At 38.0% G+C, this 13,823-nt stretch carries 11 protein-coding genes and 1 pseudogene; 7 read left to right on the top strand and 5 right to left on the bottom strand.

Features of this window, described 5'->3' with window-relative positions:
- Positions 1-112: 112 nt before the first annotated feature.
- The 4 genes from trwL to ACFILU_RS07700 all read right to left on the bottom strand — a co-directional run bounded on the left by trwL (position 113) and on the right by ACFILU_RS07700 (position 2,053).
- Entirely contained in the window at positions 113-430 is a 318-nt protein-coding gene (trwL, locus tag ACFILU_RS07715; protein ID WP_375675486.1) for a VirB2 family type IV secretion system major pilin TrwL, read from the bottom strand.
- Complete coding sequence (korA, locus tag ACFILU_RS07710) at positions 393-692, bottom strand: KorA family transcriptional regulator (protein ID WP_375660677.1); 300 nt, start codon at positions 690-692, stop codon at positions 393-395. Before korA ends, trwL begins: the two co-directional genes overlap by 38 nt.
- A gap of 117 nt (positions 693-809) precedes the next feature.
- The gene (locus ACFILU_RS07705) at positions 810-1,439 is read right to left on the bottom strand and encodes a TrwN protein (protein WP_375675484.1); all 630 of its coding nucleotides are present in this window, start codon (positions 1,437-1,439) and stop codon (positions 810-812) included.
- Complete coding sequence (locus tag ACFILU_RS07700; protein ID WP_375675483.1) at positions 1,439-2,053, bottom strand: hypothetical protein; 615 nt, start codon at positions 2,051-2,053, stop codon at positions 1,439-1,441. The genes ACFILU_RS07705 and ACFILU_RS07700 overlap by 1 nt, the downstream gene beginning before the upstream one ends.
- Before the next feature lie 128 nt (positions 2,054-2,181).
- Between ACFILU_RS07700 and ACFILU_RS07695 the strand changes: the two genes are divergently transcribed.
- The gene (locus tag ACFILU_RS07695) at positions 2,182-2,469 is read left to right on the top strand and encodes an H-NS family nucleoid-associated regulatory protein (RefSeq protein WP_375675481.1); all 288 of its coding nucleotides are present in this window, start codon (positions 2,182-2,184) and stop codon (positions 2,467-2,469) included.
- A gap of 1,569 nt (positions 2,470-4,038) precedes the next feature.
- Here the strand turns inward: ACFILU_RS07695 and ACFILU_RS07690 are convergent.
- Entirely contained in the window at positions 4,039-5,316 is a 1,278-nt protein-coding gene (locus ACFILU_RS07690) for a ubiquinone biosynthesis hydroxylase (protein ID WP_375675479.1), read from the bottom strand.
- 737 nt (positions 5,317-6,053) lie between these two features.
- On the opposite strand from ACFILU_RS07690, the gene ACFILU_RS07685 reads away from it, so the two are divergent.
- The 6 genes and pseudogenes from ACFILU_RS07685 (at position 6,054) to ACFILU_RS07660 (ending at position 13,822) form a co-directional block, all read left to right on the top strand.
- Positions 6,054-8,495: a DNA translocase FtsK 4TM domain-containing protein gene (locus ACFILU_RS07685; RefSeq protein WP_375675478.1), complete on the top strand. Its 2,442-nt coding sequence runs from the start codon at positions 6,054-6,056 to the stop codon at positions 8,493-8,495.
- A 723-nt stretch (positions 8,496-9,218) separates the two neighbouring features.
- A pseudogene (locus tag ACFILU_RS07680) lies at positions 9,219-9,477 on the top strand (DNA translocase FtsK); the annotation flags it as partial.
- A gap of 121 nt (positions 9,478-9,598) precedes the next feature.
- On the top strand, positions 9,599-10,207 hold the full coding sequence (locus ACFILU_RS07675; protein ID WP_273790530.1) for an outer-membrane lipoprotein carrier protein LolA: 609 nt from the start codon (positions 9,599-9,601) through the stop codon (positions 10,205-10,207).
- A gap of 33 nt (positions 10,208-10,240) precedes the next feature.
- Positions 10,241-11,056: an exodeoxyribonuclease III gene (locus ACFILU_RS07670; RefSeq protein ID WP_273790529.1), complete on the top strand. Its 816-nt coding sequence runs from the start codon at positions 10,241-10,243 to the stop codon at positions 11,054-11,056.
- A 61-nt stretch (positions 11,057-11,117) separates the two neighbouring features.
- Complete coding sequence (locus ACFILU_RS07665; RefSeq protein WP_375675476.1) at positions 11,118-12,599, top strand: efflux transporter outer membrane subunit; 1,482 nt, start codon at positions 11,118-11,120, stop codon at positions 12,597-12,599.
- Positions 12,596-13,822, top strand: a complete 1,227-nt coding sequence (locus ACFILU_RS07660) for an efflux RND transporter periplasmic adaptor subunit (RefSeq protein WP_273790527.1) — start codon at positions 12,596-12,598, stop codon at positions 13,820-13,822. Before ACFILU_RS07665 ends, ACFILU_RS07660 begins: the two co-directional genes overlap by 4 nt.
- Position 13,823: the final 1 nt, after the last annotated feature.

The following is a 13,823-nucleotide window of genomic DNA, read 5'->3' as shown; positions in this document are numbered from 1 at the left end:
CAGTTAGATAAATAATTTCTTTTTTCGATATAGTTTTTATTGTGCTAAATAAAAACACAGAAATCTAATCTTCTTATTTCCCGAAAGAAACATTTTATGTCTAAAATATTTATCAGTTTGGTTTAAATAATAAATTGGCAAGTTCAGCTGCTGAACCAGCGATAACGACCCCGATTGCCCATCGTACGAATGTATCTTTTCCGATATAGCGCCCTGCATAAGCAATTGCTAAGCACAAAAGTATTACGGCAGCAGCAAGAGGGATAATCGCTTTTAAATCTTTTTGGAGTTCCTCTAAAGCTTTTTGTGCAGTACTTAAACTTGCTGCTTGGACACATGTAGGATTTGTCATAAAAAACACAGTTAAAGCCGCAGAAAATGCAGCAATTTTATTACGAGCTGTTGTGTGAAGAATATTTAATTGTTTCATGTTCTTTACCCTGATTAAGATTAAAACTCCCACAAATGACCCCTCGTTCATGAAGAAACTTAAAAAGATATTTTGGATCAGCCCAAGTTCTTAGTTTTCCTCTTTGTGTAAGTAACGTATATTTATTTGGCTTTCCGGTGATTGGATCGTCGGAAATAAACGTGAAATACCATTCTCTTTCTGAAAGCATCACGACTGTAATCTCACGTGCTGCTTTTTGACTAAATGCTATATCAACGCTGTTTTGTTCTATCATTTTCATTATCTTTGCCCTCAATTAGAAGAGATTTTGTTCAATCTTACTAATTAGAGCTTTAACATTTTCTTATCTACCTTTCATTATAATATCCTATCAAATTTCTGGAGTTTCGTGAAAATATCAGTCTTCACTCTGCGATCTTCTCGATGAAGAAAAATCTTCAGCTGAAAAAGCATCGCGGGCGCTACTTTCTTTATGTGTAAATGCATCTTCTTCTCCTTTTGAATAAAGAGAAAGAGAATCTACTTTAGTTGTCTGTTCTGGTTCTTCTTTTTTAAGCTTTACAGGCTCCTGCAAGTCTTCATTTCCTCGTACAGCAGCTTTTACTCCAACATATGAAGTAACTTTTTGCATACGGGTGTGGCTTGAGTTTTCTGTATTGTAAAAATTCAGCACAGACTGCAAAGTCGCTTTTTCAAAGACGCACTTCGATGTTGTTTGTTCATAGCAGTAAGTTAAAGCGCTTTGTGCAGCTGTAAGATTTCTGCAAAAATCAAATGCATCAAAAAGAGAAAACAATTTCACATTTCCAACACCAATTTGCCCTAAAATTATGTTAAAATTATGTTCACTCTGTTCAGCTGTTGCGATTGTTTCCTTAAGCTGAGATGATTGATAGAACAAGTTATCTTTATCATCTATTACATAGACATTGTCCCGCTCTTCTTGTTTGGCGATAACTGAAAATGCTATGGGGGGCGTATTGGATATGTATGCAGCAGCAAAAAATGTGAAATCTGGAACAATCATTAGCAATACACCTTATTACGAAGAATTTTATTAATACAAATGCTAATTCTTTGTGGTGCTTTTTCTCGTTGTCTTTTGATTTTATAAATTTGCAGAATGAGATTGTTTAGCTTAGAATATTCCTTGTGATTATTGCTTTGTTCTCTTCTAAGAAGATTTCTAATATATGCGAATATCCAACCAACGAGATAAAAGTGTTGAATAAAACAGAGCACATTACGCCAACCAATATTATTGGAATCACGAAAAAAGGCGCTGCTTTTAAAAAATAATAATCTTTGATACTGTATTGAAGCTGCTTGTTTTATATAATTCTCTAGTTGCAAAAATTTTTTCAAAAAAAATTTATACGAAGTAAAAAGCCGTTGTGTGTAAGGGGAGGTTTTACTGTTATAATGAACTACACTATCATTATACAGAGAGGGCTTGTTCTTTGTTGCGTATTGCCATAATTTATAGAGTGACGATTTATATTTACTTTTGACTACTGATTCATGAGAGTCAGAGAGGTGTGATGGTGTTTGAGCACTGCATTTAGTAGTTCCAGTAATTGAACTGAAAAAAGATGCAGTGGTGGTGGTTGATATACCAATAAACAGTTCTTTGTGGCTCAAAGCACATCTCCGTCAAAGTGATATATGTATCGTAATTTTAATTTCGATAATAAATGGACAGAAATTGTCTATAATTGTGTTTAAAATATGGCAAAAAGAAATTCTTTTTTGCAAGGGGAGTAATTAAGGTGAATGATCTCAAGAATATGAATTTTGATGAGCTACAAGAGATGCGTATACAAATCGATGTGGAATTAAAAAAACGGCAAGCAAAGGAAAAGCAAAATGCGCGACGAAAAATTCTTGAAATTGCTAATGCCCATGGAATTGATATCGCTGATCTTGTGAGCAAAGAGCGCCATTATAGAAATCCCAATAACCAATGGGAATTATGGAATGGGCGTGGACGTAGACCTAAGTGGATTAAAGAGTGGTTGGAGAATGGGTATACACTTGATGAACTCGAAGTAACGTAACACGTGTGCGATATTTACAAGATAAGGGAATACTAAGGAATGTAAATGCAAGAAGTATGCTCTTTTGGGTAATTTGATTGTATAAACATACTGAACAAATATATTAAAGTATTGAGTTACCAAATACGACAATAGGGAGCGTGAACAAATTTATTTAAATGCAAAAGGTCTTGTTGTCATAATCTGGCAAGCATAATGATGATGCCAGGTTGAAATATTGTAATTGCTTTTGGCATTTGAGAGAGGGGGGTATTTTACTTCTTTTTATCGTTTCATTAACGTTGCTCTTTTTAGTCTATGTAAATAAAGAGTTTTATTGATTATTTACAAAAATGGTCGAAATGAGAATAATTTATTGCATAGGGATTTTAACTCAATATGTAAAATGATAATTTTATCAATTAATATGTTAATAAATTAGCATACTTATATTTTTGAAATACAGTTCTGTAGAACAAGCCTGATGTTATATATTTTGTTTGGGCTTTTTTCTGTAAGATTATATATGAGGCATTTACTTTATTTATCGTTAGTTGAGATGAGTGAGTGTGTAGAAAATGGAAAATTTCTATGGCTGTTATGGGTTTTATAGAATTTATGACATATTTCTGAGCGTTTGTGATTAAAATTCATTTATGAGCGTTTATGAATAATGAATAAAGAGTGTATTTGAAAATAAAAGGATTGGATCATTTCTATTGCGGTTTATCTTCTTTTATGGTGTGAAATAGGGGGTGTATGCAGGTTTACAATTGTGTGTGATGGTATAGAGTGCGGAACATTTTGTTATATATCGGAATATTTTTTCTAAAATTGTGTGGTATTCCACAATAAGTTAAAGGGTTTGTCTGAGAAACAGAATGCCCCAAACGGAATGCATTTGTGTTTCCAATTTACGCGCTTTTTTAAAAGAAAAATTTTTCAATGCAACTAAGCTTATTTTATGGCGCTTCTCGTGAATAGTATAACGTAAAAGCCCCTATGATCATATAAAATTCATTGTACACCACCATTTTTACTTCAATAAAAAGTATAAGCCGGCGTCCTTATACACTTTACTCGCCTCCAATATTGCTAAAGTCCTTAGTTCTTGAGAGAGGGAGGCTTTTGTCGCTTTGTTTAATTGTTTTATTTATACGACACTTTCGCTTGTGATGTGCAAGCGAATGATTTTGATTGCTTCAACATGAGAGAGATTTGAAATAAGGGTATTTTATGATCTTTAGATTTCTCACTCAATATGAGAACAATGAACTTATTATTATAAATAAAAGTGTTGTGTGCTAAAAAGTCTTGTTTATTTTATTATGCTGTGAAATGGCTTCTTTTAAGGTGTGGTGATATAAAGCAACAACCTCTTTGAGACATTAAACGTTTTTTTCAGTGCGTAGTGAATATTCTCATAATGTAGCTTGCTTGTCGAGTCTTATGTTGAGTGAAATATGGGAGGAGGAAGTCAAGAAAAAATTACTCGACAGGAATCCGGTTTGTAAACAGATTGGATGAAATAGGAATTTTTTGTTCTTTGAAGGAGGAAGGCAAAGGTTGTAAAATAGTATGAATTTTTTCTTAAAGTGGGAAGCCGTGTAGAAGACGTGGGGCATTTGGAGTGAGTCCGGCAGCTTCTTGAATGAAGTATTTTTTTATTTTTGGCGCTTGATTAATGATTCCAAGGCCGGTATCGCGGAGCATCCGTAAAAGAAGGCTATCATTAGAAAAGAGTTTATTAAGCCAATCATTGCTTAAAGCCATACGGACAATTTCAAAACGTCTCCAGCTTTGATAGCGCTCTAAAGCCGTGAGGGAGCCAATGTCAAGACCTAGTCGTGCTGTTTCAATAATCACTTCAGCGAGGGCAGCGCTATCGCGTAATCCTAAATTGAGTCCTTGTCCTGCAATGGGGTGGATGGTATGTGCGGCATCGCCAACGAGAGCAAAACGTGGTTTAACGCATTGACGTGTTAAAGAAAGACTCAAAGGAAAAGCTTGACGTTCGCCATCCCAAGAGAGTTTGCCTAACCGATGGCCAATGCGTCTTTCGAGTTCTGTTTCAAAAATAAGTGCATCAGCTTTGAGATAATATTGCGCAGTTTTATGATCTTCATTCCACACAATGGCGGATCGGTTGCCTTTGAGAGGGAGAAGAGCAAAAGGACCGGCAGGTAAAAAATGTTGAATTGCTTGACCATTATGGGGTTTTTCATGTTCAACTGTGCAGATGATTGCTGTTTGTTTATAGGGATGAGAAAATTTTTTCAGACCAGCTTTTTGGCGTAATTTCGAATGGGCTCCGTCAGCTGCAATAAGCAATTTTGTTTGCCAAACCTCTTCATTATTTAAAGTGACGGTTGTATGTTGGTGTTCTTGATGAAAATCAATGACACGCGTGTTTGTAATAACAGGGATATTGAGATCTTTGACACGTTTTTTTAAAGTGTTGATGAGTTCTCTATGCTCTACCATAGCAGCAAAGGGCTCACCGGGGGTAATGTCGCCTTCAAAGGTTAAAAGGGTGGGTTTGACAGGATCACTAGTGCTTGCATCTGTGATGATCATTGAATGAATGGGTTGCGCATAGGGTTTTATAGGTTCCCAACATTGTAATTGTTTTAACATACGAATAGAAGCAGCAGCAAGGGCAATGGTTCGTATGTTAGAAGCAGGGGGATCTCCTTGTGGAGCAGCATCAACGATTTTTATTTTCAGAGTAGGGGCTGTTTGCTTGAGTGCTATCGCTAAGGTTAAACCGACAGCTGCCCCTCCGGCAATGAGCAGATCACATTGTTTAGTTTTATGAGATTTAATTTTTTTATTGGGTTGTACGTCTTTATTGCGATTAGAACACACAATACTTCTTCCATTGTTTACAGTTTGCTTTCTTTTAAAAAGAATATCTTTTTACATTGCCTAAAATAACTTAACTTTTACTTTTCTCTCTCTTTTTTTATAAAAATGAGGTTCCTTTTTAGTGCCAATCTTATGGTAGATTAATTTTTCAGAGTTTTTCTGCTTAATCATTTATGTGATTCATTTTACAGATTTATCGGATAAGCTTTTCTTTGAATATCATCTTCAATTCTTTTTACACTTGGTTGATAAAAAAGAAAACTAAAAATAAACAAAGATGTCGTGTATTTTTTAAGTTGTGTGAGTTACTTCAGTATACCTGTCCTGAAGGGGGACATTTCGTTAGTATGGTAGATAAAAAATTGTGGTCATTCGTGATGGTTAAAACAGTATTCATATTTTGCCGTTATCATGATGTAGCGTAAAAAACATCATCTGTTTAGGAAGGTGCCTATAGCACCCATGTAACACTTTACACATGAGGTGTTTTTTGGTTGATCGTTTGATAAATATTCAGGGAGAGCTTTTTGTGCGCCTTATGAAGGATTGTCTCTTAGGGTGGTGGTATATGAATGATATGAAGTGGTTAGAAGGTAGAACGCGCTAGATAAGAAGTCGGATTGTTTACAGGCTATTTGTTTACAAATCGGCACAGAGTTTAAGCTTCATGCTTTTTTAAGAGAGAGAGGGAGTTATAACTCTTTAAAATATGAAATTTTTGTATTTGGAATTGATAGATGCACCGAAGTTCTTCTCCTTATGATTCATTAGAAGTGCGAAATTCTCAAGGTTCGCGTCTTATTGAGATGTTTTTACGTCAGATAGGGGTATTTATTGGGCTTGGGCTTTTGGGCTTTATTATTTTTTGTGTGTTTGCTTTGGCGACGTGGAATGTTGCGGATCCATCTTTAACCCATGCAAGTACAAATGAGGTTACAAACCTTATGGGGTGGATGGGGGCAATTTTTTCAGATTTTATTATGCAGTTTTTTGGCTTGGCAAGTCTTTCTGTTTTGTTGCCACCGTTATTTTGGTCTTTTCTCTTGTTGGCGCAAAAGAATATCTACAATTTGACTTTGCGCTTTTTTTTATGGGTGCTATCAACGATTTGTTTTTTAATTGCTTTTGCCCTTATGTCACCTGTTGCTTCTTTTACTTATTGGCCATTGCCAATGGGATTGGGAGGGGTTTTAGGAGATAAAGTTTTAAGTGTTGCTTCTTCAGTCTTTCCTCTTTTTCTTTCTCCTCCTTACACGGTGTTTTTCAGTGTTGTTTTTATTCTTTTAGGTTTTTTCACCGCTGCTTTTGCTGGTAATGTGATATGGCGGCGTCGAACAAAGAAAAGAAAAGAAAAAAGCATTCCAAAAGACGAAATCGTTAATCCAGTCTTTGAGTTGGAAGAAGATACGGAATATGCCGCAGAGGAGGATCGTGAAAATCATGGTTTTTTTGCGACAACTTGTGGCGCTCTTTTGCATCTTTTTTATTTTTTACAAGCGCGTTTTTTTCGTTTATTTTGTTTCAAAAGGCGTTTTCAGAGTAAAGGGCAAGGAAAGCCATTTGATCGGATTGAGCCAACTTTTTTGGGTGAAAAAGTAAAGTGTGAGAAAAATCAAAATAAAGCCTATGTTTCTCCTGTTAAAAATCGAAAGTCTTTAACAGCTTCTTCAAATGGTGGTTTTGTTCTTCCTCTTGTAGATTATCTTTCGGTTCCACCACCGTCTGTTAGGGATGCAAAACTTTCTCCTGCTGTTTTAAGAGCAAATTCTCAGGAACTTGAAGGGGTTTTGTTAGATTTTGGGGTCAAAGGAAAAATTATAGATGCTTGTCCTGGACCGGTAGTAACTTTGTATGAATTTGAACCGGCTGCAGGTATTAAGTCTTCCCGTATCATTGGTTTGGCAGATGATATTGCACGCTCGATGCGTGCGATTTCGGCGCGTGTTGCGGTGGTTCCAGGACGTAATGTTATTGGAATAGAATTGCCTAATGCAAAGCGTGAGATGGTTTATTTACGAGAAATGTTGCAGGCGCAAGAATTTATTGACAGCAAAGCAAAGCTAGGACTTGCTTTGGGTAAGACAATCGGAGGAGAAGCTGTTGTTGCAGATTTAGCAAAAATGCCCCATCTTTTGGTTGCTGGTACAACAGGATCAGGAAAGTCTGTTGCTATCAATACAATGATTTTATCATTGCTTTATCGTATGACACCTGAACAATGTCGTCTCATTATGGTGGACCCGAAAATGCTTGAGCTTTCGGTTTATGATGGCATTCCCCATTTATTAACACCCGTGGTGACAGATCCTAAAAAAGCCGTGATTGCTTTAAAGTGGGCTGTTCGTGAAATGGAAGAGCGCTATAGTAAAATGTCAAAACTAGGCGTTCGTAATATTGATGGGTTTAATGCACGTCTTAGGGAAGCTGCAAGTCAGGGAGAGACAATGGTGCGGACAATTCAAGTTGGATTTGATCGCGAGACCGGTGAGCCTCTTTATGAAACGGAAACACTTGATTTTAGTCCTATGCCCTATATTGTTGTCATTATTGATGAAATGGCTGATTTGATGATGGTTGCTGGGAAAGATATTGAAGGAGCGGTTCAACGTTTAGCACAAATGGCACGTGCTGCCGGTATCCATGTAATTATGGCGACACAGCGTCCTTCCGTCGATGTTATTACTGGGACGATCAAAGCCAATTTTCCTACACGCATTTCTTTTTCTGTGAGTTCCAAAATTGATAGCCGAACAATTTTAGGCGAACAGGGAGCCGAGCAATTATTGGGACAAGGAGATATGCTCTTTATGATGGGAGGAGGACGTATTCAGCGTGTGCATGGGCCTTTTGTTGCGGATGATGAAGTGGAGCAGGTTGTTGCGCATCTCAAAGAGCAAGCACGACCTGATTATTTAGAAACAATTACGCAAGAAGTTGAAGAGGATGGTGCTGATGTTTCTTTGTCGTCTCCTTCAGAAGATGATCCCTATAGTCAAGCTGTTGCTACTGTGCTTCGTGATCGTAAGGCTTCAACCTCTTATATTCAACGCCGTTTAGGCATTGGTTATAACCGCGCTGCGACATTGATTGAGAGGATGGAAGAAGAAGGTATCATTAGTCCAGCAAATCACGCAGGGAAACGAGAAATTTTAGTGCCGGCTGAAGAAGAACGCTTTTGAAAAATATTTATAGTTGTTTTTTATAATACCTTATAAAACAAGTGTTTATCCTACTGTATCGTAGAAAGTCTGCATTTTCATATACCAGCTCTCAATTTGCGATAGCTCCTTGGTACTTGAGACTCCTTATAAGGGGATTCTTTATCTTATATAACTTTTATCCATACACCAACCTTGCTTGTAACGTGCAAGCAAATGATTTGAATTGATTCAATATGAAAGAGTATGTGATGAGAGAATCTTATTGTCTTTGGCGTTATGATTTAAGTTAAAAAGATAAATTATTATAAATCAATATCTTGGTATAAAATAATGTCATTGCGAGTGTAGAGGGGGGTAAAAGCATGTAAGGTTTGGTATTTAAGTGTCTTTTTAAGTGCGCTCTAAATATTTAGGGCAAGGCTGATCTGTCGAGTCTTAATATAAATGAATTATATGGGGTGGGAAGCTAAGTGAAATTTGCTAAACTCCAAACTGTTTACAGAGTGGTTCGGATGAAGATTTTTATTCTTTTGGGTGGGAAGGAAGTCAAAAAAGCATTTTTGACACTTAAAAGAGCTTTCAGGTTCGCGAGTAATATGTTTAGTCCTTAATCCATTATGTATTGACTATAATTTATGTTGCTTCATAGATTAGGGGTGGGAAAGAATATATTATGCGTTTAGAAAATCAGCAGATAAGCAGGAAAATTTGATGATTTCGGAAACATAAACGCAGACTGGTTATTTGGAAACGATACCGAAAGAGATCGCAAGAAATAAAGAGGGATGTTTCTTTAGCAAATGATCTCTATTGTCAAGCTGTTGCTATTGTGCTTCGTGATCGTAAGGCTTCAACTTCTTATATTCAATGTCGTTTAGGCATTGGTTATAACTGTGCTGCAACATTGATTGAAAGGATGGAAGAAGAAGGCATCATTAGTCCAGTAAATGATATGGGTAAGCAAAAAGTTTTGGAGGCTGTCGAAGAAGAATACTCTTGAAAATCTTTTGATAGTTTTTTCAAACAATATCTTTATCTTATAAAGATAGGTATTTATTCATCGTTGATCACTTAAGTTATGAATTATAAAGTTAATTAAGTATTGCTTGGGAGCATTTTTTATGAAAACGTCTTTTTTACCGCAAAGAAGAATCTTTGGGTTGGTGGGAATTATTATCTTTTGGTGTTTAACTTTTCCTGTTTTTTCGCAAGTATCTAATAAAGTGATAAAGGCGCAAAATGTTGTGAATCACTTTGCGGCAATCAAAACAATGACAGGTGATTTTATTCAGTTTAGTCCAAAGGGAAAAATGTCTCAGGGGACATTTTATTTAGAGCGTCCAGGGAAAATTCGTTTCATTTACAAAAAAATGCCTTTACAAATTATTGCAGATGGCCAATTTGTGGGTATTAACAATCGGGCTTTGAATACTTGGAACTTTTCACAACTTTCGCAAACGCCAATGAAGTTTTTGTTGGATGATAAAATTGATGTATCTTCTGGGCGCTTGTTGGCATTTCGCGAAGATCCAGGGGCTGTGACGATTGTTCTGCGTGATAAAACGATTGGGGCAGGGCAAATAAGGATGGTTTTTGATTCTAAAGGCTCTGCTTTGCGGCAGTGGACAATTGTTGACCAACAAAATTTGGAAACTACTGTGCAGGTTATGAATGTGCGGACAGACGTCCGGTTCGCTAATGGGATGTTCACGCTTCCTTCGAAGAAATGAAGAAAGAGTGTTACGTTATTTGGATTAAAACAAATGTTCTTTCGTATTGCGACTTGGAATATTAATTCTATTCGTTTGCGTCTTGCACAGGTTTTTCAGTATTTGGAACTCTTTTCCGCAGATGTTTTGTGTCTACAGGAAACAAAATGTCCAGATGCTTTATTTCCAGTGGAGGCTTTTGAAGCAGCGGGTTATAAGCATATCGCATTGAGTGGACAAAAATCTTATAACGGGGTGGCTATTGTTTCTCGTTTGCCTTTTAAAAAGGTAGAAAAACGTTTTTTTTGTCAAAACCAAGATTGCCGTTATATCTCAGTTATTGTGGAAGCCCATGGGAGAAGCTTGCGGATTCATAATTTTTATGTTCCTGCTGGGGGAGATATCCCTGATGCTGATGTGAATGAAAAATTTCGTCATAAGCTTGATTTTTTAGAAGAAATGTCTTCCATTCGTGCGGATCACGGCGATGGTCTTTCTTCTCTTTTGGTGGGAGATTTAAATATTGCTCCTTTGGCAGAGGATGTTTGGTCTCATCAGCAATTGTTGAAGGTTGTAAGCCATACTCCCATTGAAACCGAGCGTTTACAGGATTTGTGTTGTCAAGGTGGATGGGTTGATCTGATGCGGTTGCATATTCCTGTTCCTACCAAGCTTTATACATGGTGGAGTTATCGTGCTCGCGATTGGGCATTTACCGATTATGGGCGGCGGCTTGATCATGTTTGGTCTTCTCAAGATTTAGCACCTTTTGTTGTAGATCTTTCTATTTTTCGTGATGCGCGCGGATGGGAACGTCCTTCAGATCATATTCCTGTGCAAACTGTATTTGATTTTTCACGCCAAGTTTGAAATAAGAGGTAAATAAAGTATTAATATTAAATAATGATTCTGAAAGAATGCGGGAGACTGGATGTATATCAGAAATCTCAAATGGGGCGCTTCTCGTGGATTATTTTCTAGTGTCTTGTTGTGTTTGCTTTTGTCAGGATGTATGGTTGGTCCTAATTACCAGAAAACATCTTTTCGTGTTCCAGCAGTTTGGGGAGAAAAATCTGCACAGACTGCAGGGCAGTCCGTTGCGCTTGCCGGATGGTGGCGGCATTTGAATGACCCTGTTCTAGATGCGTTAATGGATTATGCTATTTCTGGAAATAATAATGTTGCAGTTGCCAAAGCTCGGGTACGTGAGGCGCGTGCGGGTTTAGGGCAGGTTGTGGGAACTCTTTTGCCAAATGTGTCCAATTCAATTTCAGGAACCCGTAGTCGTTCTGGACAGTCTGATGCATTGTTAAACCAGTATAGTAGTGGTTTTGATGCAAGCTGGGAGCTGGATTTTTTTGGTGGGCATAAACGTGCGGTTGAAGCAGCGCGTTATGGCCTTGATGCGGCTGTGGAAGATATGCGTGCTACCATGGTGACATTACTAGGAGATGTGGCAACAAATTATGTGCAAATGCGTGGTTGGCAACAAAAGTTGTTTATTGTGCGGCAAATTGCTGTCTCACAACGTAAAACTTATGAACTGATGCGCGCTAGATTAACAGCTGGTGATGTTTCTGAGCTTGATGTTTCAAATGCGCAAGCGCAGATGGCAAATACAGAGGCAGATATATCACAGATGGAAGCGAATGTAGCAATGAGCGTTCATCGCCTCTCTGTCTTAACTGGTCGTGTGCCTACGGCATTGAAGGATCTTTTACAAAAAAATGCTAAGCATGCAAAGATTCCACAACCACGCTGGCCGATACCAGCAGGAATTCCAGCTGATATTTTGTTAACACGTCCGGATTTACGACGGGCAGAGCGTCAATATGCGCAAGCGACAGCACGGATTGGTCAACGTGAAGCAGATCGTTATCCATCACTTACTTTAACAGGTAATATTTCAACAGCAGCAACGGCAATTGATCAATTATGGAAAAATTCAACGATTGGCTGGTCTTTTGGACCTGGTCTTCGTTTTCCTCTTTTTAATGGAGGTCAGGTCGAGGCTTCTATTGTGGTAGCGCGCGCGCAGCGTGATCAAGCTTTTATTACTTATCGAGCTGCTGTGTTGGAAGCTTTAGAAGATGTAGAAAATGCGCTTGTAAGATTAACGAAGGAACATCAACGCTTAGAAAAGCTAATCGTTGCGAATAAAGCTTCTCTTCATTCCTTAAAACTTTCACGGAGCCTTTTTGAGAATGGAAATACTAGTTTTCTTGAATTGTTAAATGCTGATCGCTCTTATTATTCTGCACAAATGGCGCTTAAAGATAGCCGTGTTTCTTTGGTTACGCAATATATCACGTTGATGAAAGCATTGGGGGGAGGCTGGGATGGCGTTGTTGATGTATCGCGTCCAGAAGTCGTTGATAATGCACCTCGTTCGCGTGCAAAGGTAGGGAAATGAAAAAAAACTTACTCAAAAATTTCATTACAAAACATAAAAAACTTTCCTTCTTTTTAACTGCTATATTTCTCATTCTCTTGTTGTTATGGTTACGTTCTGTTTTTTTTGGAACATCTACTCCAACTTATATAACAGCGGTGGTGAAGCGTGGGGATATTGAGGAAAGTGTTTTAGCTTCTGGTCTTGTACGTCCTTACCGGTTGGTGGCTGTTGGTGCGCGTGCAACAGGGCGTGTGGTGTCAATGCGTGTTTCCCCTGGGAGTGTTGTGAAAGAAGGCGATCTCTTGGCAGAAATTGATCCTACAGATCAGGAAAATGATTTAAAAAGAAAAAAAGCAGCATTATCGCATTATTATGCGAATTTGGTAGAACAAGAAGCCTATCTTTCTCTTGCACAGAAAAATTTAGAGCGTCAGAAAAAAATGATCGAAACACGTGCGATTTCACGGGCGAACCTCGATGAGGCTGCGACACAGGTGAAAATACGCGAGGCGCAAATTGAACAACTTCGTCAGCAGATTGTGCAAGCACAAATTGATGTGGAGAGTGCAGAGGTTAATTTAGGTTATACACGCATCACTGCCCCTTCAGCGGGAACGGTTTTGGCAACAGTTGTGGAAGAAGGGCAGAATGTGAATGCGGTTCAGTCGGCGCCAACAATTGTTATTTTGGGTGATTTATCAAAGATGACGATCAAGGCGCAAATCTCAGAAGCAGATATTCTTAAAGTCCGAGCTGGACAACCACTTTATTTTACAGTTTTAGGTAATTCACAGCGTCGTTATGAAGGCGTTTTAGAAAAAGTAGAGCCGGCTCCTGAAGCAATTCGTGCTGATGTGAGTATTAATCCTGGTATGGTGAGTGGTTCTAGTGCTTTAATATCATCGGCTATCTATTACAATGGAATTCTACATGTTGATAATGCGGACAATTTTTTGCGAACCTATATGACTGCTCAAGTTCATATTATCTTAGGGCGCGCGCAGAATGTCTTGTTGGTTCCAAGTGATGCTTTACGCGATGAGACAAGAGAGCGTAAAGCATGGGTTTCTGTTTTGGTGGGGGAAAATAAGGTGGTTACTAAACAGGTGAGTGTTGGGTTGAATAATAAGGTTATGGCAGAGATTATTTCAGGACTTAACGAGGGTGATGTCGTCATCACCAGTTCGTCTGATGGAGTGATGCCAGAGTCTTCTAACATGCATAGCGAAGACGAGAGTTAAA

It is taken from the genome of Bartonella sp. CL100XZDX (assembly GCF_042195375.1).
In the GTDB taxonomy this organism is placed as follows: Bacteria; Pseudomonadota; Alphaproteobacteria; order Rhizobiales; family Rhizobiaceae; genus Bartonella.
The sequence above is the reverse complement of the archived record's forward strand: the minus strand, read 5'-3'. Positions and strand labels throughout refer to the sequence as shown.

Excerpts from the sequence above, each read along its gene's own strand:
- trwL (WP_375675486.1), bottom strand. The coding sequence starts at position 430 with ATGAAACAATTAAATATTCTTCACACAACAGCTCGTAATAAAATTGCT.
- korA (WP_375660677.1), bottom strand. The coding sequence starts at position 692 with ATGAAAATGATAGAACAAAACAGCGTTGATATAGCATTTAGTCAAAAA.
- ACFILU_RS07705 (WP_375675484.1), bottom strand. The coding sequence starts at position 1,439 with ATGATTGTTCCAGATTTCACATTTTTTGCTGCTGCATACATATCCAAT.
- ACFILU_RS07685 (WP_375675478.1), top strand. The coding sequence starts at position 6,054 with ATGCACCGAAGTTCTTCTCCTTATGATTCATTAGAAGTGCGAAATTCT.
- ACFILU_RS07675 (WP_273790530.1), top strand. The coding sequence starts at position 9,599 with ATGAAAACGTCTTTTTTACCGCAAAGAAGAATCTTTGGGTTGGTGGGA.
- ACFILU_RS07670 (WP_273790529.1), top strand. The coding sequence starts at position 10,241 with ATGTTCTTTCGTATTGCGACTTGGAATATTAATTCTATTCGTTTGCGT.
- ACFILU_RS07665 (WP_375675476.1), top strand. The coding sequence starts at position 11,118 with ATGTATATCAGAAATCTCAAATGGGGCGCTTCTCGTGGATTATTTTCT.
- ACFILU_RS07660 (WP_273790527.1), top strand. The coding sequence starts at position 12,596 with ATGAAAAAAAACTTACTCAAAAATTTCATTACAAAACATAAAAAACTT.